Below are 24,369 nucleotides of genomic sequence, written 5' to 3' on the forward strand. Positions count from 1 at the left end.
CGGTCGGGATCACTTGATGAAGTTCGCGGACATCGGGTAGCGGTACAGCGTGCCCTCGTTCGCCCGCAGGCCGGCGATGATGCCGAACACGATCTGGATCACCACGACGGCGATGCTGGGCAGGAACAGCAGGCACCAGCTGACGAAGAGCAGCACGAAGGCGATGAGCGACCACACGATCTGGAAGTTCAGCGCCGCGAGGGCGTGGGCCCGGACGCTCGGCGACTGGTTGCCGCGGGCCAGGTACGCGATCAGCGGGGCGACGAAACCGAGCGGGCCGAAGCTGACCAACGCGCCGAGCGCGCCGCCGAAGTGCGCGACGAGCGCCCAGGTCTTGTCCTCGTTGTTGGCGTAGCCGGCGGGTGGGCCGTACGCGCCGCCGGTCGGGTAGCCCGGACCGGGAGGGGGATATCCACCCGGCGGCGGGTAGCCGCCGGACGGCGGAGTGTCACCGGTGGGTGGCGGATAGCCGCCGGGCGGGGGATAGCCGCCCGCGCCGGGTGCGCCGGACAGTGGTGTGGTGGGCTCGTCGGGGCCGGGGCCCTGGGGGTCTCCGCTGCCGGGAGGGCGAGGTGGTTCAGTCATGGGGATCACGGTAGGGGCAGCCGACAACGGCGCACCAGAGCGACACCGGCCCGGATGTCCGGATGAACGGCCCTGGTGTGACGGGACGGCACCGCCCCGGCGTCGCGGTCGGCCGTCGGGGCGCCCCAATCGTCCCTCGTTGATCATCGCGGCGGCGGGCGCGCCGACGTAGACTGGCACTCGCTACAGTCGAGTGCCAGGGCGCCGCCCGGGCAGCCGGCGGCCGACGCGCGACAGGAGGTGGGGAGGATGGGTCTCGACGACCGCAAGCTCGCGGTGCTGCGCGCGATCGTCGAGGACTACGTCGCCACCCAGGAGCCGGTCGGCAGCAAGGCCCTGGTCGAGCGCCATCAGCTGGGCGTCTCCCCGGCGACCGTCCGTAACGACATGGCGGTCCTCGAGGAGGAGGGCTACATCCGGCAGCCGCACACCAGCGCGGGCCGGGTCCCCACCGACCGGGGCTACCGGCTCTTCGTGGACCGGCTGTCCCGGGTCAAGCCGCTCAGCCCGGCCGAGCGCCGCGCGATAGAGCGCTTCCTGGTCGGCGCGGTCGACCTCGACGACGTGGTGCACCGCACCGTCCGGCTGCTGGCCCAGCTGACCCGGCAGGTCGCCGTCGTGCAGTACCCGTCGCTGGCCCGCTCCTCGGTGCGTCACCTGGAGCTGGTGCCCATCTCCACCACCCGGTTGATGCTCGTCATGATCGCCGACACCGGCCGCGTCGAGCAGCGCCTCGTCGAGCTGCCCCGGCCGATCCCCGCCGACGACGTCACCGACCTGCGCCGACTGGTCAACGAGAAGCTGGTCGGCACCCGGCTGTCCGAGACGCCGCCCCTGGTGCAGGCGCTGGTCGACGAGGCCACGGCCGAGCTGCGCCCCGCCATGACCACGCTCTCCACGGTGCTGCTGGAGACGCTGGTCGAGCGGCACGAGGAGCGGATCGCCCTGGCCGGCACCGCCAACCTGGCCCGGGGCGGCCTGCTCGACTTCCAGGGCTCGCTGCGGCCGATCCTGGAGGCGCTGGAGGAGGAGGTCGTGCTCCTCAAGCTCATCGGCGAGGTCGAGCCGAGCACCATGCGGGTCCGCATCGGCGACGAGAATGAGATCGACAATCTCCGTGCGGCGTCGGTGGTCAGCACCGGCTACGGCCCCGGGGCCACCATCGTCGGTGGTCTCGGCGTGCTGGGCCCGACCCGGATGGACTACCCCGGCACCATCGCCACGGTGCGGGCCGTGGCACGCTACGTGGGCGACCTGCTGGCCCAGAACTAGGCAGTACCCGTCCGGCCACGTTCGGGCCGGCGGCCGGCGCAACGCGAGACGAACATGAGGACACGGAACGCAGTGGCCAGGGACTACTACGGCATCCTCGGCGTGAGCCGGGACGCCTCCGACGACGAGATCAAGCGCGCCTACCGCAAGCTCGCGCGCAAGTACCACCCGGACGTGAATCCGGACCCGGAGGCGCAGGAGAAGTTCAAGGACATCAACGCCGCGTACGAGGTCCTCTCCGACGACCGGAAGCGGCAGATCGTCGACCTCGGCGGCGATCCCCTCGCGCCGGGCGGCGGGGGCGCCGGCGGTCCGGGCGGTCCCGGCGGGGCGGGCCCGTTCGTCGGCTTCCAGGACATCATGGACGCGTTCTTCGGCGGTGCCGCCGGCGGTGCCCGGGGGCCGCGCCCGCGTACCCGGCCCGGTGCCGACGCGATTCTCCGCCTGGAACTGGATCTGCAGGAGACCGCGTTCGGCGTCGAGGCGCCGATCACCGTCGACACGGCCGTGCTCTGCACCACGTGCTCCGGCGCCGGCACCGCCGCCGGCACCCACCTGGCCACCTGTGAGGCGTGCGGCGGCCGGGGCGAGGTCCAGTCGGTGCAGCGAACCTTCCTCGGCCAGGTCGTGTCGGCCCGGCCGTGCACCGTCTGCCAGGGCTACGGCACGACGATCCCGCACCCCTGCCCGACCTGCGCCGGTGACGGGCGGGTGCGCACCCGCCGCTCGCTCACCGTCAAGATTCCGGCCGGCGTCGAGGACGGCATGCGCATCCGGCTGGCCCAGCAGGGCGAGGTCGGCCCCGGCGGCGGCACGGCCGGCGACCTCTACGTCGAGATCCACGAGCGGCCGCACGACGTCTTCTCCCGCAAGGGCGACGACCTGCACTGCCGGGTGACCGTCCCGATGACGGCGGCGGCGCTCGGCACGCGCCTCACCATCAAGACGCTCGACAGCGAGGAGCCCGTCGACGTCAAGCCCGGCACCCAGCCCGGCAGCACGCTGCGGCTGCGCGCCCGTGGCGTACCGCACCTGCGCGGCACCGGGCGCGGCGACCTCTACGTCCACCTCGACGTCCGTACGCCGACCAAGCTCGACGCCGAGCAGGAGAAGATGCTGCGCGAGTTCGCCCGTACCCGTGGCGAGGAGGTCGCCGAGCTGACCAAGCAGGGCGGCTTCTTCTCCCGGATGCGGGACGCCTTCAACGGCCACGCCTGACGGTCCGGCGGCCCGGCGACCGGCCGGGCCGTTAGCCTGACGATCGTGTCCGCACCGCTCTTCCTCGTCGAGTCGCTGCCCACCGCCGACGAGATGGTCCTCGACGGCCCCGAGGGGCGGCACGCCGCCACCGTGCAGCGACTCCGCGTCGGCGAGCGGCTGCTGCTCGCCGACGGGCGGGGTGGCACGGCCGCCGCGGTGGTCACCGCCGTCGGCAAGGCCACCCTCGACGTCGAGATCACCTCCCGGGGGTACGCGGACGCGCCCGTCCCGCGGCTGGTGGTGGTGCAGGGCATCGCCAAGGGGGACCGGGGCGAACTGGCGGTGCAGGCGATGACCGAGGCGGGCGTCGACGAGATCGTGCCCTGGGCGGCCGAACGGTCGATCGCCCTCTGGCGCGGTGACCGGGGCGTACGGGCCCGGGAGAAGTGGGTCGCCACCGCGCGGGAGGCGGCGAAGCAGGCCCGCCGGCCGTGGCTGCCGGTGGTGGCCGGCTCCCCGGACGAGTCGACGGCCCGGGTGGCCCGCCGGCTCGCCGGGGCGGACGCCGCGTTCGTCCTTCACGAGGCGGCCGAGGAGCGGCTGACGACGGTGGCGCTACCGGCGACCGGTGAGATCGTCCTGGTGGTCGGCCCCGAGGGCGGCATTTCGGACCGCGAGCTGGACGCCTTCACGGAGGCCGGCGCCCGCCCGGTCCGCCTCGGCCCGTCCGTCCTGCGTACCTCCACCGCCGGCGTAGCGGCCCTTGCAGTCCTCTCCACCCGCCTCTCCCGCTGGTAACCCGCCCCACCCTGGCGATCATGGAGTTGTGGTGCCTGACAAAAACCGCAAATCTGGCTGCAACGGGCACCATAAGTCAATGATCGACAGGCTGGGGGTGGGTCAGGTGCGGAGGTAGCTGGCGCCGTTCAGGTCCACGATCGTGCCGGAGGCCCACTCCGCGGCGGGACTCGCCAGCCAGTGCACCGCAGCGGCGATCTCCTCGGGACGGGCCACCCGGTCGAACGGGGACTGGGCGCGGATCGCGGCGCCCCGCTCGCCGCTGAGGTGCTCGGTGGTCATGTCGGTCTCGACGAAGCCCGGGGCCACGGTGGCGACCGCGATGCCGTACGGCGCCAGCGCGACGGCCAGGGACTGGCCCAGGGCGTTCAAACCCGCCTTGCTCGCCCCGTACGCCGGCTGCTCCGGCTCGCCCCGGAACGCGCCCCGCGACGAGACGTTGACGATCCGGCCGCCCCGCTCCCGCATGTGCTGCGCCGCGCACCAGGTGACGTTGGCCGCGCCGGTCAGGTTCGTCTCCACCGCCTGCCGCCAGCGGGCCCGCCACTCCTCGTACGAGGTGCCGAAGACCGGGTGGGGAGCGTCCCGCTCGCCGTACACACCGGCGTTGTTGACCAGCACGTCCAGCCCGCCCAGGCGCGCCGCGGCCTCGTCCACCATGGCGCGTACCGCCGCCGGGTCGGTGAGGTCGGCGCGGACCACCACGTGGCCGTCGCCGGGCAGGTCGGCACGGACCCGTTCGGCGGCCTCGCCGGAGTCCCGGTGGTGGATCGCCACCCGGTCCCCGCCGGCGGCGAACGCCCGCGCCACCGCCCGCCCGATGCCCCGCGAGGCCCCTGTCACCAGCACCGCCCGTGAAGTCACGCCGGCCATCCTGCCGCACTCGGCGCGGCCTGTTAAGAAGGGACCCTTCCACTACCGCAGGCGTTAACAAGGGGCCCTTCCTTACACTGCCCCGGTGAGCACAACTGACTGCCTGTTCTGCCGCATCGTCGCCGGGGAGATCCCGGCCACCGTCGTCCGGGAAACCGAAACCACCCTCGCCTTCCGGGACATCGACCCGAAGGCGCCGGTGCACGTGCTGGTCATCCCGAAGGAGCACTACGCCGACGTGGCCACCCTCGCGCAGGGCGACCCGGGGCTCGCCGGCGAGGTGCTCGTCACCGCCGCCGCGGTGGCCGAGGACGAGGGCCTGCTCGGGGACGGCTTCCGGCTGATGTTCAACACCGGGGCGTACGGCGGGCAGGAGGTCTTCCACGTCCATGCGCACCTGCTCGGCGGCGCGCCGCTCGGCCCGATGCTCGCCCGGAACGTGGCGTGACGGCCGTGCCGGACCGGCTGGACCGGATGGTCCGGCAGGTCCAGGCGCAGGCGCGGATCCCGGCGCTCTCGGCGGCCCTGCACCGTGCCGACCGCCCGTTGTGGACCTGCACGGTCGGCTGGACCGGGAACGACACCGCCCTGGACCCGCAGACCCGGTTCCGGATCGGCTCGGTGACGAAGACCTTCACGGCCGTCCTGGTCATGCAGTGCCGCGACGACGGCCTGCTCGACCTGGACGACCCGCTGAGCCGGCACCTGGACGTGCCGGCGCACGGCGAGCTCACCGTGCGCCGGCTGCTGTCGCACACCGCCGGCCTGCAGCGCGAGCCGTACGGCGACGTCTGGGACACCCTGCGCGCCCCGGACGCCGACCAGTTGCTGGCCGACCTGGCGAAGGCCGAGCGGGTGCTGCCGCCGGGTCGGCGCTACCACTACTCGAACCTGGGGCTGGCCCTGCTCGGCCGGCTGGTCGGGCAGCTGCGGGGCGGCACCTGGGCGGAGGTGCTCACCGACCGGGTGCTGGTCCCGCTGGGGCTGACCACCACCACGGTGACACCCGGCCGGCGGGCCGCCACCGGCTTCCTGGTCGACGTGTACTCCGACGAGGCGCACCCGGAGCCGCCGACGGACTTCGGCGCGGTGGGCCCGGCCGCCCAGCTCTGGAGCACGGCCGGCGACATGGCCCGCTGGGCGGCCTTCCTGGCCGACCCGGCGGCGCTCGACGCGGTCGGCCGGGTGCTCTCGCCCGCCACCCTTGAGGAGATGCGCTGGCCGGTGACGGTCACCGACGAGACGCTCTGGGCCGGCGGGTTCGGCCTCGGGCTGATCCTGGTGCCGCAGGGCAAGCGGATCATGCATGTCGGCCACGACGGTGCGATGCCCGGCTTCCTCGCCGCGGTCTACGGCCGTCGGGGCGGTGCGGGCACCGCCGGCGCGATGGGCGCGGCGGTGCTGGGTTCCAGCGGCACGGCCGGCGAACTGTTCGACCTGCCGCACCGGCTGCTGGCCGCCGCGGCCGAGCACGACCCGGCCGACATCGAACCCTGGCGGCCCGGGCCGCCGGCCCCACCGGAGGTACGCGGGCTGCTCGGCCGCTGGTGGGGCGAGGGTTTCGAGTACGTGTTCAGCTGGCACGACGGCGCCCTGCGAGCCCGCGGCGCGGACGACCCAGCGGGCAAGCCGCCGGCCGTCTTCGCCCCGTTGCCGGACCGCCCGGACGTCTACCGCACGGTCTCCGGCCGGGAGGTCGGCGAGCTGCTGCGCCTGACCCGCGACGGAACCGGAACGGTCGTGCGGATGCACTGGGCCACCTACCGCTTCACCCGTACCCAGGAGACCTTCGACCGCTACGACTTCCGCACCGGCCCCTCCTGACCCACCCGCCTCCGCGATCTTGCACTTTCTGCCCCGGCAAAAAGCTCCAACCAGGGCATGACAGGGGCCAAAAGTGCAAGATCGCGGGGGGTGGGCGCGGGGAAATGGGCGCGGTGCCGGCGGTGTTGAACCGATACGATGGGAGCAACGCCAGCACGCCGTGGCACCCGGCCCGGCGCCGAGATCGAGAGCAGGTGGCTCAGGGCCGCTCGGCCCGACCTATGACCAGCACCCCACCTCCCGGCCCGCCCCGGGCACAGACCAGGATCACCGTTCCGGATTCGAAGATCATGGTCAATCTCCTCGGCGCGGGTGACGAGATCCTGCGACTGGTCGAGCGCTCGGTGAACAGCGACGTGCACGTCCGGGGCAACGAGATCACGATCACCGGCGCTCCCGCGGACAACGCCCTCGCCGAGCGGCTCTTCGGTGAGCTGCTCGAACTCATCGAGAAAGGCGAGACCCTGACCACCGACGCCGTCCGGCGTACCGTCGGCATGCTCGAGCAGGGCAGCGCCGAGCGGCCCGCCGAGGTCCTGACGCTCAACATCCTCTCCCGGCGCGGGCGCACCATCCGCCCCAAGACGCTCGGGCAGAAGCGCTACGTCGACGCGATCGACGCGCACACAATCGTCTTCGGCATCGGCCCGGCCGGCACCGGCAAGACCTACCTAGCGATGGCGAAGGCGGTCCAGGCGCTGCAGGCCAAGCAGGTCAACCGGATCATCCTCACCCGTCCGGCGGTCGAGGCGGGCGAGCGGCTCGGCTTCCTGCCCGGCACGTTGAACGAGAAGATCGACCCGTACCTGCGGCCGCTGTACGACGCGCTGCACGACATGCTCGACCCCGACTCCATCCCCAAGCTGATGGCGGCCGGGACGATCGAGGTGGCGCCGCTGGCGTACATGCGGGGCCGCGCGCAGCCGTACGACGCCCGGGTCCTGACCCCCGAGGGCTTCAAGCCGTTCGGGTCTCTCCGAGTCGGTGACCTGGTCATCGGCTCCGACGGGACGCCCACACCCGTGATCGGCATCTACCCCCAGGGCCCGAAGCAGGTCTACCGGGTCACCACGCAGGACGGGGCGTCCACGCTCTGCTGCGGTGAGCACCTGTGGACCGTCGCGACGCCGGACGACAAGCGGCGCGGGCGCCGACGGACGCTCGAGACGCGCGAGATGATCGGCAAGGAGTGGCGGGGCCACACCCGCCGGTACGAGCTTCCGCTCGTGGCGCCGGTGCAGATGGAGCCACAGGCCGTTCCGCTCGATCCGTACGCGCTCGGGCTGCTGCTCGGCGACGGCTCGATCTCCTCCCGAGCGACACCGGGCTTCTGCACCGCGGACCCTGAGCTCGCGGTCGGGCTCGAGGAAGCGCTTGTCGACATCGAGCTCGTCCGCAAGGGCGACTACGACTACGTCCTCCGGCACGTCAACGGTCATCGCGGCGGCGTGATCGTGGCGAACCCGGTGACACTCGCGATCCGCGAGCTTGGCCTGGCCGGGGCCACGTCAGGGACCAGGTTCGTACCTGACGTGTACAAGAACAACAGCGTCGGCGTGCGGCTGGCCGTCCTGCAGGGGCTGTTGGACACCGACGGTGGGCCGGTCGTCCAGGCGGGGCGCACGTGCCGCGTGCAGTACTCGACCACCTCGGCCCGGCTACGGGACGACGTCGTCCACCTGGTCGAGTCGCTCGGCGGGGTCGCGACCTGCCGGGTCCGGGAGGCCGAGGGACGCAAGCCCGGCCTGGTGAAGGGTCGACCGGTTCCGTACCGCTCCGACGCCTACGTCGTGGAGATCCGGCTCCCTGCCGGCGTTCCGCCGTTCCGCCTGCCACGCAAGCGCCGGCTGTACGACGAGCACGGCGGCGGCCGGCCGATGCGGTTCATCGACTCGATCGTCCCGGCCGGGGTGCGGGAGACGATGTGTATCCAGGTCGCGGCGGAGGACTCGCTCTACGTCACCGACGACTTCCTGCTCACCCACAACACCCTCAACGACGCGTTCATCATCCTGGACGAGGCGCAGAACACCACGCCGGAGCAGATGAAGATGTTCCTCACCCGGCTCGGCTTCGGTTCCAAGATCGTCGTCACCGGCGACGTCACCCAGGTGGACCTGCCCGGCGGGACGACCAGCGGCCTGCGGGTGGTCCGGGAGATCCTCAGCAACGTGGAGGACGTGCACTTCGCCCAGCTCTCCAGCTCGGATGTGGTGCGCCACCGGCTGGTGGGGGAGATCGTCGACGCGTACGCCCGCTGGGACGCCGAGCGGGAGAACCAGCAGGCGCAGAGCGTGCACGCCGTTCCCGGGCGTACCGCCCAGGGCGGCCGGGCCGGCCGGCGCCGCTAACGAGCTGAAGGAAGACAGTTGTCCATCGAGATCGCCAACGAGTCCGGGGTCGACGTCGACACCGACGCGGTCCTCGCCGTCGCCCGGCACGCCCTCGACGAGATGGGGGTCAACCCGCTCGCCGAGTTGTCCGTGCTGCTCGTCGACATCGACTACATGTCCGAGCTGAACCACCGCTGGATGGGCGGCGACGGTCCCACGGACGTGCTCGCCTTCCCCATGGACGAGGGCAGCGTCGACCACGGGCCGGGCGAGAACGCCGCCGCCGGCGCCGAGCCGGCCCTGCTCGGCGACATCGTGCTCTGTCCCGAGGTGGCGGCCAAGCAGGCGGCCGCCGCCGGGCACGCCGCCGCCGACGAGTTGCACCTGCTCACCGTGCACGGCGTGCTGCACCTGCTCGGCTACGACCACGCCGAGCCGGAGGAGGAGCGGGAGATGTTCGCGCTCCAGGCCCGGCTGCTGGCCAGCTGGCGGTCGAGCCGGTCCCGGTGATGTCCGCCTCCGCGACAGTGGCGGCCGGCGCGGCCGGCCTGCCCGACCTGCAACTGATCTTCTTCGCGGCCGGGCTGGTCGTGCTCGCCGGCCTGATCGCGATGACCGAGGCGGCACTCGCCGCCGTCTCCCCGGCGCGCGCCGCCGAGCTGGCCCGGGACGGTGCCCGTGGGGCGCGTGCCCTGCAGGCCCTCGCCGGTGACGTGGTCCGGCATCTCAACCTGCTCCTGCTGCTGCGGCTGCTCGCCGAGCTGACCGCCACCACCCTGGTGGCGCTCGTCGCGGTCGACACGTTCGGCGCCGGCTGGCGCGCCGCGCTGGTCACCGCGGGCGCGATGACCGTGGTCAGTTTCGTGGTGGTCGGCGTCGGGCCGCGCACCCTCGGCCGCCAGCACGCGTACGCGGTGGGCCGTGCGGTCGCGCCGCTGGTGCGCTGGCTGGGGCGGGCGCTCAACCCGCTGGCGTCGCTGCTGATCCTGATCGGCAACGCGGTCACGCCGGGCCGCGGCTTCCGCGAGGGCCCGTTCGCCACCCAGGTGGAGTTGCGCGAGCTGGTGGACCTGGCCGAGCAGCGCGGTGTGGTCGAGCACGGCGAGCGGCAGATGATCCACTCGGTCTTCGCGCTGGGCGAGACGATCGCCCGCGAGGTGATGGTGCCACGCACCGAGATGGTGTGGATCGAGCGGCACAAGACGCTCTCCCAGGCGCTGGCGCTCTTCCTGCGCTCCGGCTTCTCCCGGATCCCGGTGATCGGTGAGAGCGTCGACGACGTGCTGGGCGTGCTCTACCTCAAGGACCTGATCCGGCGCACGCAGGGCGGCGCCGCGGAGGACCGGCAGCTACCGGTCGCCGAGCTGATGCGCCCGGCCACCTTCGTGCCGGAGTCCAAGCCCGTCGACGACCTGCTCTCCGAGATGCAGGCCGCCCGCAACCACATGGTCATCGTCGTCGACGAGTACGGCGGGACCGGCGGCCTGGTCACCATCGAGGACATCCTGGAGGAGATCGTCGGCGAGATCACCGACGAGTACGATGTCGAGCGGCCGCCGGTCGAGCACCTCGACGACGGCGCGGTACGGGTCACCGCACGACTGCCGGTGGAGGACCTCGGCGAGTTGTTCGACACGGACCTGCCCACCGACGAGGTGGAGACCGTCGGCGGCCTGCTCGCCCAGTCGCTGGGTCGGGTTCCGATCCCCGGCGCGCAGGTCGAGGTGGCCGGTCTCCGGCTGCTGGCCGAGGGCACGACCGGCCGGCGCAACCGGATCGACACGGTGCTGGTGCGCCGGGTGGAGCCGACCGACGAGCAGGAGGATCCGGGTCGCGGCGAGCCGTCCGAGGCCCGGGGCAGCACAGATCGAGCCGAGGAGAGGCAACCCGCCGATGCCTGAGTCACCCGCCGCACCGACGGCCTCGTCCACCCCGGTCGAGTTGAGCGCCGAGGACGCCAAGCTGGTGGTGCTGGCGCGGGGCGCGCGGGGGCGCGTCGGCGCTGTCGAGGGCGCCGCCGTCCGGGACCAGGACGGCCGGACGTACGCCGCGGCCAGCGTCTCGCTGCCCTCGCTGGCGCTCACCGCGCTGCAGCTCGCCGTGGCCTCGGCGGCCGCCGCCGGCGCGACCCGGCTGGAGGCCGCGGCCGTGGTGACCGAGGCGTCGACGCTGGACGGCGCCGGTCACGCCGCGGTCCGTGATCTCGCCACCGACGCGCCGATCCACGTGGCGGCCCCGGACGGCACGGTCCTCGGCACGGTGGTCGAGTGACGCCCGAGGAGCTGGAGCGGCGGCCGTACCGGGCGGGTTTCGCCTGCTTCGTGGGCCGGCCGAACGCCGGGAAGTCGACGTTGACCAACGCGATCGTCGGGCAGAAGATCGCCATCACGTCGAGCAAGCCGCAGACCACCCGCCACGTCATCCGGGCGGTGCTGCACCGGCCCGACTCGCAGCTCGTCCTCGTCGACACCCCGGGCCTGCACCGTCCGCGTACGCTGCTCGGCGAACGCCTCAACGACCTGGTGCGGCAGACCTGGAGCGAGGTGGACGTGATCGGCCTCTGCGTCCCGGCGGACGAGCCGATCGGCCGGGGCGACCGGTTCATCTCCGGGGAGCTGGCCGAGCTGAAGGCCACCGTCCTCGCCGTGGTCACCAAGACCGACCTGGTCGACCGGAAGCGGCTGGCCGAGCAGCTGCTCGCGGTGAGCGAGCTGGCCGACTTCGCCGACGTGGTGCCGGTCAGCGCGGTCTCCGGGCACCAGGTGGACACGCTTGTCGACGTGATGACCCGCTACCTGCCGGAGTCGCCGCAGCTCTACCCGGACGACATGCTCACCGACGACCCTGAGCAGGTGCTGGTGGCGGAGCTGATCCGCGAGGCGGCGCTGGAGGGCGTGCGCGACGAGCTGCCCCACTCCATCGCCGTGGTGGTGGAGGAGATGATCCCGGAGGGCAAGGTCACGAAGATCTACGCCGACGTGTACGTCGAGCGGCCGAGCCAGAAGGCGATCGTGATCGGGCACCGGGGCAGCCGGCTCAAGGACGTCGGCACCCGCGCGCGGCGGCAGATCGAGGAGCTGCTGGGCACGCGGATCTACCTCGACCTGCACGTGCGGGTGGCGAAGGACTGGCAGCGCGACCCGAAGCAGCTCCGCAAGCTCGGCTTCTGACCTCCGGCGGCGGGTGCGTCGACGTCCGCTGCCCGACCCGGCGTGACGTGTATCGCTGATCGTCATCGGCCAGGACGATGGGGTATGTCACTATCTGCCCGGCTTCCTCGCGGGTTCGCGTGCGCCCGAAGGAGGGTAGGGAACCGTACGTCCCCTTGCCCCCGGACACAGATGCAGGCTGATGCGAAACCGATACCTGGACCTGCTGCGCGCCCTCGCGATCGTGCGGGTCGTCGTGTACCACGTCACCGGGTGGGCCACGCTGACGCTTGTCTTTCCCGCGATGTCGGTGATGTTCGCGCTGGCCGGCTCACTGATGGCGGCGTCGCTGCGGCGGTCCGGGGCACCGGCGGTCGGCCGGCGGCTGCGGCGGCTGCTGCCGTCGCTGTGGGTGCTCGCCGCGGTCTTCGTACCCGCCATGCTGCTCACCGGGCTGCCGCTCACGCCGAAGGTCCTGCTCTGGCTCTTCCCGGTGGCCGACCCGCCGGCCAACTACTGGGGCGCGCTGGCGCTCAGCCCGATCTGGTACCTGCGCGACTACCTATGGTTCGTGTTCGCGTCACCCGTGGCGCTGTGGCTGTTCCGCCGCGCTCCGCTGCCCACCCTCCTCGCCCCGTACGTCCTGCTCGCCGCCATCGAGTCGGGGATCTACCCGGACCCGCCGATGGCGCTGCAGCAGTTCGGCCTGTACTTCGGGGCGTGGCTGCTCGGCTTCGCCCACCAGGACGGGACACTGCGCCGGCTCGGCAACCGCGTCCTGTGGCCCACCGCGGCCGCGCTGATCGCGGCCGGCGGGGCGTGGATCGTCACCCACCCCGGGCCGCGCGGCTTCGACCTGAACGACATCCCGCTCGGCAACGCCCTCTGGTCGGCGGGCTTCATCCTGGTCCTGCTCGGCCGCGGACCGGCCGGCGCGGCCTGGGTCGACCGCAGCGCCCTCTTCGGTCGGGTCGTCACCGTGCTCAACCGGCGCGCGCTGACCGTCTACCTCTGGCACATGGCGTTCGTCGTCGCGCTCACTCCGCTTGTGGACGTGGTCGGCTGGTCGCACCAGGACCCGCTCGGCCTGGCCATCCGGGTCCTCCTCGTCTTCGCCCTGGTCGGCGTCGTCACCCTGCTCGTCGGTTGGGTGGAGGACGTGGCGGCCCGGCGCCGGCCGGAGCTGCTTCCCGGTGGCCGGCGTCCGGTGCCGGGACCGCGCCTGGCGGAGGGCCGGGTCGCCGTGCCGGAGCAGCGGACGCCGGAACCCGAGCCGGCGGAGATCAGCGCGAGGTGACCGTGAGATCACCGCTGCCGGTGGAGACGTCGAGCACCAGTGGCGCGCCCGGCGTGTTCGGCACGGCCACGTTCGTGTCGCCCGAGCCCACGTCGGAGCGGACCTGGTAGCTGCCGGCCGGTACGACCAGCTCGACGTCCCCGCTGGAGGCGTGCGCCCGTACCGAGGCGGGCTCGGCCAGCTCGATGGTCACCCGGCCCGAGTTGGCCTCGGCGTCGACACCGCCGCCCAGGCCTCGGGCGTTGATGTCGCCGGAGGACGCCCGCAGCGTCACGGCGGTGTCGACGTCGATCACCTCGATGTCGCCGGAGCCGGTCTCGACGCGTACCGCGCCGGTCGCGCCGGCCACCCGGACGTCACCGGAGCCCACCTTGAGGTCCACGGCGCCGGTCCGGCTCACGTCGACGTCCCCGGAGCCGGTCTCGCCCCGCACCGCCACCCCGGCCGGGGCGGTGACCTCGTACGAGATGCTGCACTGGGGGCCGCAGTCGGTGTCCAGCACCAGTTCCTCGCCCTCGATCCGGTGCGTCGTGCGCGGCTGGCTGTCCTGGTAGCGCACCACGCGCTTGATCCGTACCGAACCGGGTGCGCCGGTGGCCCGTACGACGACGTCGCCGGCGCCGGGGAGCACCCGTACGGTGCTGATCTTCACCGTCTCGGTGTTGTCGAAGTCGAGCCGGCGGAACGACAGGTTGTCACACCCGGCGGCGACGATCAGCGTGGCGGCCGCGAGCGCGGCGGTGCTCCGGTGCAGTGCCATGGCGAGCACGCTACGGCCGGGTGCCCCGGCCCCGCATCGGGGTCGGTCCGCCCGTCCACCCCGAACCGACCCTGATTTCCCACCCCGAGGGAGAATGGCCCGATGGCCGGGTACCGCCGACAGCTCTACCGCGACGACGCGGTGGTGCTGCGTGTGCAGAAGCTCGGCGAGTCCGACCGGATCATCACCCTGCTCACCCGCCGGCACGGTCGGCTCCGCGCGGTCGCCCGCGGGGTACGCCGCACCACAAGCAAGTTCGGGGCCCGGCTGGAGCCGTTCGGCCACGTCGACCTCCAGCTCGCCGGCGACCCGAAGGGCAACCAGGGCAGCTCGCTGCACACGGTGAGCCAGGTCGAGGGCATCGACCTCTACGGCAAGCGCTTCCTCGTCGACTACCCCCGCTACACGGCGGCCAGCGCCATCTGCGAGACCGCCGAGCGGCTCACCCCGGTGGAGCGGGAGCCGTCGCTGCGGCTGTTCCAGCTCACCCTGGGCGCGCTGCGCGCGCTGGCCGGCGGGGAGCACGCCACCACCCTGGTGCTCGACGCGTACCTGCTGCGCGGCATGGCCCTCGCCGGCTGGGCGCCGGCGCTCGCCGCCTGCGCGGTGTGCGGCACGCCGGGGCGGCACCGGGCCTTCTCCGTCCCGGCCGGGGGCGCCGTCTGCCCGGACTGCCGGCCGCCCGGCGCGGCCCACCCCGCGCCGGCGACGATCGAGCTGATGTCCGCGCTCACCAGCGGCGACTGGCGGGTCGCGGACGCCACCGAGACCGGGGTACGCCGGGAGTGCAGCGGCCTGGTCGCGGCGCACCTGCAGTGGCACCTGGAGCGCGCGCTACGCTCGCTGCCGCTGGTCGACCGGGGTGCCCCGGCGGCCGGTACGGTCCCGTCGCCGGCCGGCGACGGGCCGGCCGCGGACGGCGTGGACAGGGAGAAGACCGAGTGATCCGATCGAGCAGGGGCGCCCGGCGCGAGCCGGTGCCGCCGACCCCGCACCCGTCGGGGGCCCGTCCTCCGGCGCTGCCGTCCGAGGCGCTGCCGCGGCACGTCGCGGTCGTGATGGACGGCAACGGCCGGTGGGCCAAGGAGCGTGGCCTGCCCCGCACGAAGGGCCACGAGGCGGGGGAGTACTCGCTCTTCGACACCATCGAGGGCGCGATCGAGCTGGGCATCCCGTACCTGTCGGCGTACGCGTTCTCGACGGAGAACTGGCGGCGCTCGCCGGACGAGGTGCGCTTCCTGATGGGCTTCAACCGGGACGTCATCCGGCGCCGCCGCGACCAGCTCGTCGACCTGGGCGTGCGGGTCGTCTGGTCGGGGCGGGCGGGGCGGCTGTGGAAGAGCGTCATCTCCGAGCTGCAGACCGCCGAGGAGATGTCCCGGGGCAACTCGACGCTGACCCTGCAGTTCTGCGTCAACTACGGCGGTCAGGCCGAGATCGCCGACGCGGCCGCCGCGATCGCGCGGGACGCCGCCGCCGGCCGGCTGGATCCGGCGAAGGTCAGCGAGAAGACCCTCGCGAAGTACCTCTACCACCCGGAGGTCCCCGAGGTGGACCTCTTCCTGCGCCCCTCCGGTGAGCAGCGCACGTCGAACTTCCTGCTCTGGCAGAGCGCGTACGCCGAGCTGGTCTTCCTGGACACGCTCTGGCCGGACTTCGACCGCCGGCACCTGTGGTACGCGTGCGAGCTGTACGCCCAGCGGGACCGGCGGTTCGGCGGCGCGCTGCCCAACCCGGTGGCACCCACCACCTGACGCTTACCGCGTGCTCGCGCGGGGTATCCCCTTCGTCAGCAGTCACTGACGGAGGTGAACCCGATGATCCAGAAGCGCATCGCCCAGTGGGCGTTCATGGCCCTCGCCGTGCCGGTGGCGGCCGCGGGCGCGCGCAAGCTAAGCAACACGATCGAGGCCCGGCGGGGCCCGTCCGGCGTCTCCCGCCTGCTCACCAAGGGCGCCGACCTGATCCGCCCGCAGAAGGCCAAGCGCCGCCGCTTCTTCTGAGGCACCACCCGCTGACCGCCCGCCCGCCGTCCGCGGGCGGGCGGCGGCGCGGTTCGGCCCCGGTCGATCATGGAGTTGTGGTGCCGACGAAAGCCGCCTACCGTCACTCTCCGCCCACCACAACTCCATGATCGTCTGAGGCGGAGCGGTTTGGGCGTGAGGGGGCTCCGGGTTGAATACGATCGGGGCATGCGGGAGCTGCGGTACAAGATGCTCATGGCGTTGAACGCCGCGGACATCGGTGAGCCGATCTGCGGCCAGGTGGCCGAGATCTGTGCCGAGATCGCCGAGCAGCACTGCCAGGAGCTGGGTCACGCCGTGCAGGTCCGCTCGGGCGAGATCGCCGAGCTGGCGACCGGTGAGCCCGCCCTGACCTGGGCGCCCACCGAGACCGGGCAGCGGGCGTGGTGAGCGCGTCCGCTCCCGCCGTCGACGTGCGGCGGGCCGACGACCGGTTCCACACCCGGATCTCCTGGCTCGACTCGCGCCACTCGTTCTCGTTCTCCCGGCACTACGACCCGGCCAACACGCACCACGGCCTCCTGCTGGTCAACAACGACGACGTGGTCCGCCCCGGCGCCGGCTTCGAGACCCATCCCCATGAGGACATGGAGATCGTGACCTGGGTGCTCCGCGGTTCCTTGGTGCATCAGGACTCCACCGGCCACTCCGGCGTGATCTACCCCGGGCTGGCGCAGCGGATGAGCGCCGGCACCGGCATCCTGCACTCGGAGAAGAACGACTCGTGGCGCCTCGACGGGCGTGACCCGCACACCGATCCCGTCCACTTCGTGCAGATGTGGGTCGTGCCGGACGAGGCGGGCGTCGACCCGGGCTACGAGCAGCTCGAGATCGACGACCAGCTGCTGCGCGGCGGCCTGGTTCCGGTGGCATCCGGCATGGACCGGTACGCGGGCGAGTCGGCGATCCGGATCCGCAACCGGTTCGCCACCCTGCACGCCGCCCGCCTGCGCCCGGGCGACGAGGTGACCCTCCCGGACGCCCCGTTCGTGCACGTCTACGTGCCCGACGGCGCGGTGACCCTGGAGGGCGGCGACCTGCTGGGCGCCGGCGACGCCGCCCGCCTGACCGCCGCCGGCCCTCGCCGCGTAACGGCGACGGAACCGGCGGAACTCCTGGTCTGGGAAATGCACGCCACCCTGAGCTGACCGCCTCCTCCCATCCGGGAGCGGGGTCAGGCTTCGGTTTCGGGGCGGGTGGGGGTGGCCCAGAGGGTGTGGTACGCGCCGTCGCGGTCCGTGCGGCGGTAGGTGTGGGCGCCGAAGTTGTCCCGCAGGCCCTGGATCAGGGCCGCCGGCAGGCGGTCCGCGCGCAGGGCGTCGAAGTAGGACAGCGAGGACGCGAACGCGGGGACGGGCACGCCGGCCCGGGCCGCGTCGGCCACCACCCGCCGCCAGCTCGGCACGCCGTCGCGCACGGTGTCGGCGAACCACGGCGCCACCAGCAGGGTGGGCAGGTCCGGCTGGTCGTCGTACGCCTGCCGGATCCGGTCGAGGAAGCGTGCCCGGATGATGCATCCGCCCCGCCAGATCGTGGCGGTGCCACCCAGGTCGATGTCCCAGTCGTACTCCCGGCTGCCGGCCCGGATCTGGTCGAAGCCCTGCGCGTACGCGACGATCTTGCTGGCCAGCAGCGCGCGTCGCACGTCCTCGACGAAGGTCTCCCGGTCCTCGACCCGCAGCGACGATCCCGACTCCGCGAAGGCCCGGCGGGCGGCCTCCCGCTGGTCGGCGTGCCCGGAGAGCGACCGGGCGAACGTCGCCTCGGCGATGCCGGTGATCGGGATGCCCAGGTCGAGCGCGCTCTGTACGGTCCAGCGACCGGTGCCCTTCTGCTCCGCCTGGTCGAGCACGACGTCGACGAACGCGCTCCCGGTGGCGGCGTCGGTGTGCCCGAGCACGTCGGCGGTGATCTCGATGAGGAACGACTCCAGCTCGCCGGAGTTCCACTCCCGGAAGATCTCCGCGAGCTCCGCAGGCTCCGCGCCCAGACCGGCCCGCAGCAGGTCGTAGGCCTCGGCGATGAGCTGCATGTCGGCGTACTCGATGCCGTTGTGGACCATCTTCACGAAGTGCCCGGCGCCGTCCGGCCCGACGTGCCGGCAGCAGGGTACGCCGTCGACCTGTGCCGCGATCCGCTCGAAGATCGGGCCGAGCTTGCGGTACGACTCGGCGGAACCGCCCGGCATGATGCTCGGGCCGCGCAGCGCGCCCTCCTCGCCGCCGGACACACCGGTGCCGACGAAGTGCAGCCCCTGCTTCCGCAGCGCCTCCTCCCGCCGCCGGGTGTCGGCGAAGTGGGCGTTGCCGCAGTCCACGATGATGTCGCCCGGGTCGAGCAGCGGTACCAGCTCGTCGATGACGGCGTCGGTGGGTCCGCCCGCCTTGACCATCACGATGACCGCCCGGGGGCGCTCCAGCGCGGCGACGAAATCGGCCATCGACTCGGCGGGTACGAACCGCCCCTCGTCGCCGTGCTCGGCGACCAGGCTGCGGGTCCGCTCGGGCGAGCGGTTGTGCAGCGCCACCGTGAAGCCGTTGCGAGCCAGGTTCCGGGCGAGGTTGCGGCCCATCACCGCCAGCCCGGTAACGCCGATCTGTGCCTGTCCGCTCATCCGTCCACCTTCCGCGTCGACAGCCTGCCTGCGACCGTATCGCGGCCCACGCCCGGCCGCGCGCGGCGACCGACAGCCGGTCACCGCCGGGTCACGAGCGGTGGTGCCGATATTCGGCTGCGCGCGGCGCTCCCGGCGGTTAGCGTGTGGGCATGCGGTACTGACGCCCCAACCTCCGAGCCGACCCGCCGCCCTGCCGGCGCGGGTCCGCGTGCTCCCGGGCGTCCGCACTCCCGTCCTGTCGCCGATGCGTGACGGTGTCGTCCCTGACGGTCGCTCGCCGGAGCAGTCCCGATCCGTTCGACCGTCGCTCTTCGACGGTCCCCCGACGAGCCGACCGTGTCCACCCGCACCACGGGGCCGCGGTCCGCAGACCAAGGAGGCCCGGATGCCCGCCAGGCGCAAACCGAAGAAGTCCCGTACGTCCCAGTCCACGCCGACCGCCACGGACCTGACGCCGGTCAACCTCGACGAGGTGGCCGTCGCGCCGGCCGTGCCGGCGCTGCCGGTCGAGCGGCCCGCGCCGCCGACGTCCGGGCCGCCGGTCGCCGGCGCGCCCCGGTCCGGTGGCCAGCGCGGCCAGCGGATCGCCCAGGCCCGCCGGTACGCCTTCCGGCGCAGCTGACGGACCCGGACCGGGGGCGGTCACCGGTGGCACGGTGGCCGCCCGCGGCGCCGGCGGTCAGCCGATCAGCGGGCGGAAGGTACCGAGGACGACGCTGACCGCGAGGGCGGCGCCGGCGAGTGCCGCGGCGCCGGCGATCAGGAGCGCGTCGGCCGCGCCGAAGTGCTGGCGGCGCGCCACCGTCCGGGGCGTGGTGGCGTCGAAACCCCGTGCGTCCATCGCCACCGCGAGCCGGGTGCCCCGGCGGATCGCGCCGACCAGCAGCGTGAACGCGGTCGACACGAACAGCCGCAGCCGGGCCGCCGGGCTCCGGCCGGCGTCCACGCCGCGGGCCCGGCGGGCCATGCTGATCATCTGCCACTCCTGGCCGAGCAGCGGCACCAGCCGGAACGCGGCCAGCGCCCCGTACGCGAACCGGGCGGGCGCCTTCGCGTTCTGCACCAGCGCGTCGGCCAGGTCGGTGGGGTCCGTGGTCGCGACGACGATCACCCCGGGCAGGGCCACCGCGAACATGCGCAGCACCAGCCCGAGCGCGGTGAGCAGCACACCAGTGGTCACCACGACCGGCCCCGCGTCGACGAGCACCCGGCCGGAGCGCTCGGCGGCGAAGAGCACGAGCGTCGCGAGGATGCCGACGGCGCCCAGCAGCAGTGGCCACGCCCGCCGGGCGAGCACGCCCGGGCGTACCCCGAAGAGCGGCAGCACGGCCAGCTCCACCCCGATGGCGATGGCCGGGGCCACCGGGTCCAGGGTGGCGACAAGCACGACCGAGAAGACCAGGGCCGCCGCGAGCTTCGCCACCGGGTTGCGCCTCGCCAACGGCGCGTCCGGGCGGGCCACCGGCTCCAGGCTGATCATCACGGGTGGGCCGGGCGTTCGAGTCGCACGTGACGGTCGGCGAGCGCCGCCACGAACTCCGCGTCGTGGGTCACCGTCACCAGTCCGTGCCCCGCGTCGCGCAGCCCGGCGAACAGGTCCACCAGCTCCAGCCAGGTCCGCCGGTCCTGGCCGAACGTGGGCTCGTCGCAGATGAGCAGGCGGGGCGCGGTGGCCAGGGCGGTCGCGACGCTCAGCCGCCGCGCCTCGCCGCCGGAGAGGGTGTACGGGTTGGCGCCGGCGAGCGCCGCCAGCCGCAGCCGGTCGAGCAGCGCGTCGACCGTGGCACGGACCTCGGACTCGGGCCGGCCGACGCGGCGCGGGCCCAGCGCCAGCTCGTCGTAGACCCTGCTCGTGACGAACTGGTGTTCCGGGTCCTGGAACACCGACCCGATCCGGCGGGCCAGCGCCGGGGCGCGCCAGCGGTGCGGGGGAGTGCGGGCGTCCCGGCCGGCCAGTTCACCGGTCGCGGCCACCCGGCCCGTTCCCGGTGCGAGCAGCCCGCCCAGCAGCAGGGCCAGGGTGGACTTCCCGGCGCCGTTGGGCCCGCCGACGGCGAGCGCCTCGCCGGCGCGTACGGTCAGGTCGACCGCGCCCAGCCGCGGCGGCAGGCCGAGCCCTTCGGCGGTGAGCAGCGCGTCGCCGGCCGGGGTGGTGGCCCGCCGGGGTGGCACCGGGCGGCCGGGCACCCAGACGCCGTCGGCCGCGAGCTCCTCGCCCTGGGTGGCGAAGACCGCCTCCGGTGTGCCGTCGGCCCGGACGCCGCCGCCCGGTTCCAGCACGACCACCCGGTCGACCAGCGGCAGCGCCTCGGCCACGCGGTGCTCGACGAGGATCAGCGTGGTGTCGGCGTCCAGCGACCGGACGATCGCGTCGCGGACCAGCGCCGCCCCGTCCGGGTCGAGGTTCGCGGTGGGCTCGTCGAGCAGCAGCAGGTTCGGCCGCAGGGCGAGAACCCCGGCGAGGGCGAGGCGCTGCTGCTCGCCGCCGGAGAGGGCCGCGGTGGGGCGGTCCCGGTGGTACGGGAAGCCGACCCGGCGCAGCGCCTCGTCCACCCGGGGCCAGATGTCCTCGGCGGGCACCCCGCGGTTCTCCAGCCCGAAGGCGACGTCGTCACCGGAGCGCGCCATCACCAGCTGGGTCTCCGGGTCCTGGAAGACCACACCGACCCGCTCCCGGCCCTTGTGCGGGTCGAGGCCGTCGATCTCGACGCTGCCCTCCTGGGCGCCGGAGTCCTCGGGCAGCAGCCCGGCCAGCGCGGCGAGCAGGGTGCTCTTCCCGGCGCCGGACGGCCCCAGCAGCAGCACCCGCTCCCCGTGCTCGATGCGCAGGTCGACCCCGCGCAGCGCCCAGCGCCGCCGGCCGGCGTGCCGCCACCCGAACCCCCGCAGCATGACCGCGCTCACCCCGCCACCCCGCCCCCGCGCCACCCCCCGCCCCCGCACCACCCTCCCGTCCCCGCACCACCCTCCCGTCCCGTTGATCAAGAGGTTTGGGGCAGGAAAGCCCTCGATCGTTGACGCAAACCTCTTGATCAACACGGCCGGGTGGGGGGGTCAGACGGCGGCGCGTTCGCGGCCGGCGGGGAAACGGTCCAGGGTGCCCGTCTCGGCCAGCGCCCGGGTCAGGTACCAGGCGCCCGCCCCGGCGATGACCATGGCGCTGACGACCGTCAGCAGGGCGTACGGGATCCGGTAGCTGACCAGCGCGTACTCGACGTTCCAGACGAAGAAGTCGAACAGCGCCGCGCCGAGGCCGGTCAGGGCGCCCGCGAGCAGCGCGGTGGGCAGCCGGAACGAGCGGTAGCGGAACGCCGCGAACGCCAGCTCGGCGCCGAGCCCCTGGATCAGGCCCTGGACGATGGTGATCCCGCCCCACTCGGAGCCCAGCAGTGCGGAGATCGTCGCGGCGACCGCCTCGCAGAACAGCGCCGCGCCGGGCTTGCGGATCACCAGGCCGCCGAGAACCGCCGGGACCAGCCAGACGCCGTACATGATCGCCTGCGCCGCCGGGAAGAAGGCGAACGCCGGGTCGACGGTCCGCCAGAGCAGGCCCCAGGCCCAGAAGATGACGCCGAAGGCGACGGCGATGACGGCGGCCACGATCACGTCGACCGTGCGCCATCGGGTGGTGGTTGGTTGAGTCATCGAATCCTCCCAGTCCTTGCTACGAACCAGGAGAAGACGCACGCCGCGCCCGGATCGGCCGGACGGCGGCGCGGCTGGAGGTCGACCGAACTCCCTGCGCTGGCATTACCCAGATCAGGTTCGAGGGTCTGCGGGCGGTGCCCGCACTCTCAGCGCTGTGCGCTCCCCTGTCGGATGTGAAGTTGTCCCACGACGCTAACACCCCGGAAGATCATCGGGCAAAGTGATCTCCGTGCAGGTCAGCGCGGGGACGGGCCGGAGTGGGGCGGGCGGCTTCCGCCCGGCCTGGATAGGCTGCCGATCATGCGGATCGACGCCCGGGGCCTCACGTTCGACGTACACGCTGGGCCGGAGGGCGGTCCCGCCGTGCTCCTGCTGCACGGGTTCCCGCAGCACAGCGGTGAGTGGGGCGACGTGACGCCGGCCCTGCACGCCGCCGGGCTGCGCACCTACGCACTCGACCAGCGCGGGTACTCACCCGGCGCCCGGCCGGCGGCGGTCGAGGCGTACCGGCTGGCGGAGCTGGTCGCCGACGCGGTCGCGGTGCTGGACGCCCTCGGCGTCGACGCGGCACACGTGGTCGGGCACGACTGGGGCGCGGTCGTCGGGTGGGCCCTGGCGGCGGGGCACCCCGACCGGGTACGCACGCTGACCGCGGTCTCCGTGCCGCACCCCGCCGCCATGGCGCACGCCCTCGCGAACGACCCCCAGCAGAAGGCGCGCTCGGCGTACATGCTGCTGTTCCGGCAGCCCGGCAAGGCGGAGACGGTGTTGCTGGCGCTGAAGGCCGCCGGGCTGCGCCGGATGCTGTCCGGAGTCGGCGACGCCGACCGGGTGGCTGCGTACGCCGAGCCGATGCGGGCGCCCGGCGCGCTCACCGCGGCGCTGAACTGGTACCGGGCGATGTCCCGGACCGACCTGGCGGCCGTCGGGCCGGTGGCGGTGCCGACGACGTACGTCTGGAGCGACCGGGACATCGCGATCGGCCGCACCGCCGCCGAGGCCTGCGCGGCCCAGGTGAGCGGCGACTACCGGTTCGTCGAACTGGCCGGGGTGAGCCACTGGATCCCCGACGCGGCCCCCGCGCCGCTGGCCGAGGCGATCCTGGTCCGAGCCGGCGGATAGCCGGGCCGGTGCCCGGTGAGGGGTCGGCATCCCCGGCCGAGACGAGAGAGGCAGGAATGGACGTAGAAGACGTGACCCCCGGAGCCGAGGACTTCCTGGCGGTCGTGACCGAGACGATGCGGCGCGTCGCGGCGAGCCAGCGGGAGGCGGTGGGCCGGGCCGCCGACCTGATCACCGAGGCGCTGCGCGCCGACGGGGTGGTGCACGCGTTCGGCACGGGGCACTCCGAGGCGCTGGCGATGGAGATCGCCGGCCGGGCCGGCGGCCTGGTGCCGACGAACCGGATCGCGCTGCGGGACCTCGTCCTGGTCGGCGGCGAGTCACCGGACGTACTCGGTCCCCGCCTGGAGCGGGAGCCGTCGGTGGCGCACCGGCTGTACGACCTCGCGCCGGTCCGCCCGCCGGACATCTTCGTGCTGGCCTCCAACTCCGGCGTCAACGGAGCGATTGTGGAGTTCGCCTCGCTGATCCGGGACCGGGGTCACCGGCTGATCGCCATCACCTCCGCCGACCACTCCGGACAGATGACCTCGCGCCACCCGTCCGGGCGCAAGCTCGCCGACTTCGCCGACGTGGTGCTCGACAACGGCGCCCCGTACGGCGACGCGACCCTGCCGTTGCCCGGTGGCGGCGCCGTCGGTGCGGTCTCGTCGATCACGGCGGCCCTGCTGGCCCAGCAGATCACGGTCGAGGTGGTGGCCCGACTGCTCGCCGCGGGGGAGCGTCCCCCGGTCTACCTGTCGGCGAACATCGCCGGCGGAGACGCCCACAACGACGAACTCGAGGCCCGGTACGCCGGCCGCATCCGCCGCGGCGCCTGAGGTGTAAGGAAGGGCCCCTTGTTAACGCCTCCGGTAGAGGAGGGGC

Annotated in this window: 24 protein-coding genes, 3 pseudogenes and 1 riboswitch; of the genes and pseudogenes, 20 read left to right on the forward strand and 7 right to left on the reverse strand. The window is 73.4% G+C overall.

The window, feature by feature from the left end; translation table 11 throughout:
- Positions 1–9: 9 nt before the first annotated feature.
- Positions 10–585: a DUF4870 domain-containing protein gene (locus ABTW87_RS24610; RefSeq protein ID WP_502891639.1), complete on the reverse strand. Its 576-nt coding sequence runs from the start codon at positions 583–585 to the stop codon at positions 10–12.
- 249 nt (positions 586–834) lie between these two features.
- Between ABTW87_RS24610 and hrcA the strand changes: the two genes are divergently transcribed.
- The 3 genes from hrcA to ABTW87_RS24625 all read left to right on the forward strand — a co-directional run bounded on the left by hrcA (position 835) and on the right by ABTW87_RS24625 (position 3,855).
- A complete protein-coding gene (gene hrcA, locus ABTW87_RS24615; RefSeq protein WP_350653323.1) occupies positions 835–1,857 on the forward strand; it encodes a heat-inducible transcriptional repressor HrcA in 1,023 nt (340 codons plus the stop codon).
- Positions 1,858–1,929: 72 nt separating this feature from the next.
- Positions 1,930–3,075 (forward strand): molecular chaperone DnaJ, encoded by a 1,146-nt coding sequence (gene dnaJ, locus ABTW87_RS24620; protein ID WP_350653361.1) that lies wholly within the window; start codon positions 1,930–1,932, stop codon positions 3,073–3,075.
- Positions 3,076–3,120: 45 nt separating this feature from the next.
- On the forward strand, positions 3,121–3,855 hold the full coding sequence (locus tag ABTW87_RS24625; RefSeq protein WP_350653324.1) for a 16S rRNA (uracil(1498)-N(3))-methyltransferase: 735 nt from the start codon (positions 3,121–3,123) through the stop codon (positions 3,853–3,855).
- A 102-nt stretch (positions 3,856–3,957) separates the two neighbouring features.
- Here the strand turns inward: ABTW87_RS24625 and ABTW87_RS24630 are convergent, their stop codons facing one another.
- On the reverse strand, positions 3,958–4,719 hold the full coding sequence (locus ABTW87_RS24630) for an SDR family NAD(P)-dependent oxidoreductase (RefSeq protein ID WP_350653325.1): 762 nt from the start codon (positions 4,717–4,719) through the stop codon (positions 3,958–3,960).
- Positions 4,720–4,813: 94 nt separating this feature from the next.
- Between ABTW87_RS24630 and ABTW87_RS24635 the strand changes: the two genes are divergently transcribed.
- From ABTW87_RS24635 to ABTW87_RS24680, 9 genes and pseudogenes are all read left to right on the forward strand, one after another.
- Complete coding sequence (locus ABTW87_RS24635; protein ID WP_350653326.1) at positions 4,814–5,176, forward strand: histidine triad nucleotide-binding protein; 363 nt, start codon at positions 4,814–4,816, stop codon at positions 5,174–5,176.
- On the forward strand, positions 5,173–6,552 hold the full coding sequence (locus ABTW87_RS24640) for a serine hydrolase domain-containing protein (protein ID WP_350653327.1): 1,380 nt from the start codon (positions 5,173–5,175) through the stop codon (positions 6,550–6,552). Before ABTW87_RS24635 ends, ABTW87_RS24640 begins: the two co-directional genes overlap by 4 nt.
- Positions 6,553–7,049: 497 nt before the next feature.
- Positions 7,050–8,276, forward strand: a pseudogene (locus ABTW87_RS30280) (PhoH family protein); the annotation flags it as partial.
- A 264-nt stretch (positions 8,277–8,540) separates the two neighbouring features.
- Positions 8,541–8,903 (forward strand): annotated as a pseudogene (locus ABTW87_RS24655) (PhoH family protein); the annotation flags it as partial.
- Between the two features lie 18 nt (positions 8,904–8,921).
- Positions 8,922–9,395 (forward strand): rRNA maturation RNase YbeY, encoded by a 474-nt coding sequence (gene ybeY / locus ABTW87_RS24660; protein WP_350653328.1) that lies wholly within the window; start codon positions 8,922–8,924, stop codon positions 9,393–9,395.
- A complete protein-coding gene (locus ABTW87_RS24665) occupies positions 9,371–10,786 on the forward strand; it encodes a hemolysin family protein (RefSeq protein ID WP_350653362.1) in 1,416 nt (471 codons plus the stop codon). Before ybeY ends, ABTW87_RS24665 begins: the two co-directional genes overlap by 25 nt.
- Complete coding sequence (locus tag ABTW87_RS24670; protein WP_350653329.1) at positions 10,779–11,156, forward strand: cytidine deaminase-like protein; 378 nt, start codon at positions 10,779–10,781, stop codon at positions 11,154–11,156. The genes ABTW87_RS24665 and ABTW87_RS24670 overlap by 8 nt, the downstream gene beginning before the upstream one ends.
- Entirely contained in the window at positions 11,153–12,055 is a 903-nt protein-coding gene (gene era / locus ABTW87_RS24675) for a GTPase Era (RefSeq protein WP_350653330.1), read from the forward strand. Before ABTW87_RS24670 ends, era begins: the two co-directional genes overlap by 4 nt.
- Positions 12,056–12,236: 181 nt before the next feature.
- Positions 12,237–13,301: pseudogene (locus tag ABTW87_RS24680) on the forward strand (acyltransferase family protein); the annotation flags it as partial.
- A 16-nt stretch (positions 13,302–13,317) separates the two neighbouring features.
- Here ABTW87_RS24680 and ABTW87_RS24685 read toward each other — a convergent pair.
- Positions 13,318–14,091 carry a DUF4097 family beta strand repeat-containing protein gene (locus tag ABTW87_RS24685; RefSeq protein WP_350653332.1) on the reverse strand — a complete coding sequence of 258 codons (774 nt, stop codon included), beginning with the start codon at positions 14,089–14,091 and terminating at the stop codon, positions 13,318–13,320.
- 102 nt (positions 14,092–14,193) lie between these two features.
- Between ABTW87_RS24685 and recO the strand changes: the two genes are divergently transcribed.
- The 5 genes from recO to ABTW87_RS24710 all read left to right on the forward strand — a co-directional run bounded on the left by recO (position 14,194) and on the right by ABTW87_RS24710 (position 17,263).
- The gene (gene recO, locus ABTW87_RS24690) at positions 14,194–15,036 is read left to right on the forward strand and encodes a DNA repair protein RecO (protein WP_350653333.1); all 843 of its coding nucleotides are present in this window, start codon (positions 14,194–14,196) and stop codon (positions 15,034–15,036) included.
- 32 nt (positions 15,037–15,068) lie between these two features.
- The gene (locus ABTW87_RS24695; RefSeq protein ID WP_350653363.1) at positions 15,069–15,845 is read left to right on the forward strand and encodes an isoprenyl transferase; all 777 of its coding nucleotides are present in this window, start codon (positions 15,069–15,071) and stop codon (positions 15,843–15,845) included.
- A 63-nt stretch (positions 15,846–15,908) separates the two neighbouring features.
- The gene (locus ABTW87_RS24700; protein ID WP_350653334.1) at positions 15,909–16,094 is read left to right on the forward strand and encodes a hypothetical protein; all 186 of its coding nucleotides are present in this window, start codon (positions 15,909–15,911) and stop codon (positions 16,092–16,094) included.
- A gap of 189 nt (positions 16,095–16,283) precedes the next feature.
- The gene (locus ABTW87_RS24705; protein ID WP_350653335.1) at positions 16,284–16,505 is read left to right on the forward strand and encodes a thioredoxin reductase; all 222 of its coding nucleotides are present in this window, start codon (positions 16,284–16,286) and stop codon (positions 16,503–16,505) included.
- Positions 16,502–17,263, forward strand: coding sequence for a pirin family protein (locus ABTW87_RS24710; protein WP_350653336.1), 762 nt, complete (start codon positions 16,502–16,504; stop codon positions 17,261–17,263). The genes ABTW87_RS24705 and ABTW87_RS24710 overlap by 4 nt, the downstream gene beginning before the upstream one ends.
- Positions 17,264–17,289: 26 nt before the next feature.
- Here the strand turns inward: ABTW87_RS24710 and gnd are convergent, their stop codons facing one another.
- A complete protein-coding gene (gene gnd, locus ABTW87_RS24715) occupies positions 17,290–18,729 on the reverse strand; it encodes an NADP-dependent phosphogluconate dehydrogenase (protein ID WP_350653337.1) in 1,440 nt (479 codons plus the stop codon).
- Between the two features lie 388 nt (positions 18,730–19,117).
- Between gnd and ABTW87_RS24720 the strand changes: the two genes are divergently transcribed.
- Entirely contained in the window at positions 19,118–19,354 is a 237-nt protein-coding gene (locus ABTW87_RS24720) for a hypothetical protein (RefSeq protein ID WP_350653338.1), read from the forward strand.
- Between the two features lie 57 nt (positions 19,355–19,411).
- On the opposite strand, the gene ABTW87_RS24725 is transcribed toward ABTW87_RS24720, so the two are convergent.
- From ABTW87_RS24725 to ABTW87_RS24735, 3 genes are all read right to left on the reverse strand, one after another.
- Entirely contained in the window at positions 19,412–20,212 is an 801-nt protein-coding gene (locus tag ABTW87_RS24725) for an energy-coupling factor transporter transmembrane component T family protein (RefSeq protein ID WP_350653339.1), read from the reverse strand.
- The gene (locus ABTW87_RS24730; protein WP_350653340.1) at positions 20,212–21,636 is read right to left on the reverse strand and encodes an ABC transporter ATP-binding protein; all 1,425 of its coding nucleotides are present in this window, start codon (positions 21,634–21,636) and stop codon (positions 20,212–20,214) included. The genes ABTW87_RS24725 and ABTW87_RS24730 overlap by 1 nt, the downstream gene beginning before the upstream one ends.
- Positions 21,637–21,786: 150 nt before the next feature.
- Positions 21,787–22,377, reverse strand: a complete 591-nt coding sequence (locus ABTW87_RS24735; RefSeq protein WP_350653341.1) for an ECF transporter S component — start codon at positions 22,375–22,377, stop codon at positions 21,787–21,789.
- 73 nt (positions 22,378–22,450) lie between these two features.
- Positions 22,451–22,556, reverse strand: a riboswitch (TPP riboswitch).
- 124 nt (positions 22,557–22,680) lie between these two features.
- On the opposite strand from ABTW87_RS24735, the gene ABTW87_RS24740 reads away from it, so the two are divergent.
- Together ABTW87_RS24740 and ABTW87_RS24745 are read left to right on the forward strand one after the other, a co-directional pair.
- Entirely contained in the window at positions 22,681–23,502 is an 822-nt protein-coding gene (locus tag ABTW87_RS24740) for an alpha/beta fold hydrolase (protein ID WP_350653342.1), read from the forward strand.
- Positions 23,503–23,573: 71 nt separating this feature from the next.
- Positions 23,574–24,323, forward strand: a complete 750-nt coding sequence (locus ABTW87_RS24745) for a sugar isomerase domain-containing protein (protein ID WP_350653364.1) — start codon at positions 23,574–23,576, stop codon at positions 24,321–24,323.
- The last annotated feature ends 46 nt before the right edge of the window (positions 24,324–24,369 follow it).

Origin of the sequence: Micromonospora sp. NPDC126480, assembly GCF_040302465.1 — a bacterium.
GTDB lineage: Bacteria > Actinomycetota > Actinomycetes > Mycobacteriales > Micromonosporaceae > Micromonospora.

Coding starts and splice junctions, on each gene's coding strand:
- ABTW87_RS24610 (WP_502891639.1), bottom strand. CDS start 585: ATGACTGAACCACCTCGCCCTCCCGGCAGCGGAGACCCCCAGGGCCCC.
- hrcA (WP_350653323.1), top strand. CDS start 835: ATGGGTCTCGACGACCGCAAGCTCGCGGTGCTGCGCGCGATCGTCGAG.
- ABTW87_RS24670 (WP_350653329.1), top strand. CDS start 10,779: ATGCCTGAGTCACCCGCCGCACCGACGGCCTCGTCCACCCCGGTCGAG.
- ABTW87_RS24685 (WP_350653332.1), bottom strand. CDS start 14,091: ATGGCACTGCACCGGAGCACCGCCGCGCTCGCGGCCGCCACGCTGATC.
- recO (WP_350653333.1), top strand. CDS start 14,194: ATGGCCGGGTACCGCCGACAGCTCTACCGCGACGACGCGGTGGTGCTG.
- ABTW87_RS24700 (WP_350653334.1), top strand. CDS start 15,909: ATGATCCAGAAGCGCATCGCCCAGTGGGCGTTCATGGCCCTCGCCGTG.
- ABTW87_RS24705 (WP_350653335.1), top strand. CDS start 16,284: ATGCGGGAGCTGCGGTACAAGATGCTCATGGCGTTGAACGCCGCGGAC.
- gnd (WP_350653337.1), bottom strand. CDS start 18,729: ATGAGCGGACAGGCACAGATCGGCGTTACCGGGCTGGCGGTGATGGGC.
- ABTW87_RS24720 (WP_350653338.1), top strand. CDS start 19,118: ATGCCCGCCAGGCGCAAACCGAAGAAGTCCCGTACGTCCCAGTCCACG.
- ABTW87_RS24725 (WP_350653339.1), bottom strand. CDS start 20,212: ATGATCAGCCTGGAGCCGGTGGCCCGCCCGGACGCGCCGTTGGCGAGG.
- ABTW87_RS24735 (WP_350653341.1), bottom strand. CDS start 22,377: ATGACTCAACCAACCACCACCCGATGGCGCACGGTCGACGTGATCGTG.
- ABTW87_RS24740 (WP_350653342.1), top strand. CDS start 22,681: ATGCGGATCGACGCCCGGGGCCTCACGTTCGACGTACACGCTGGGCCG.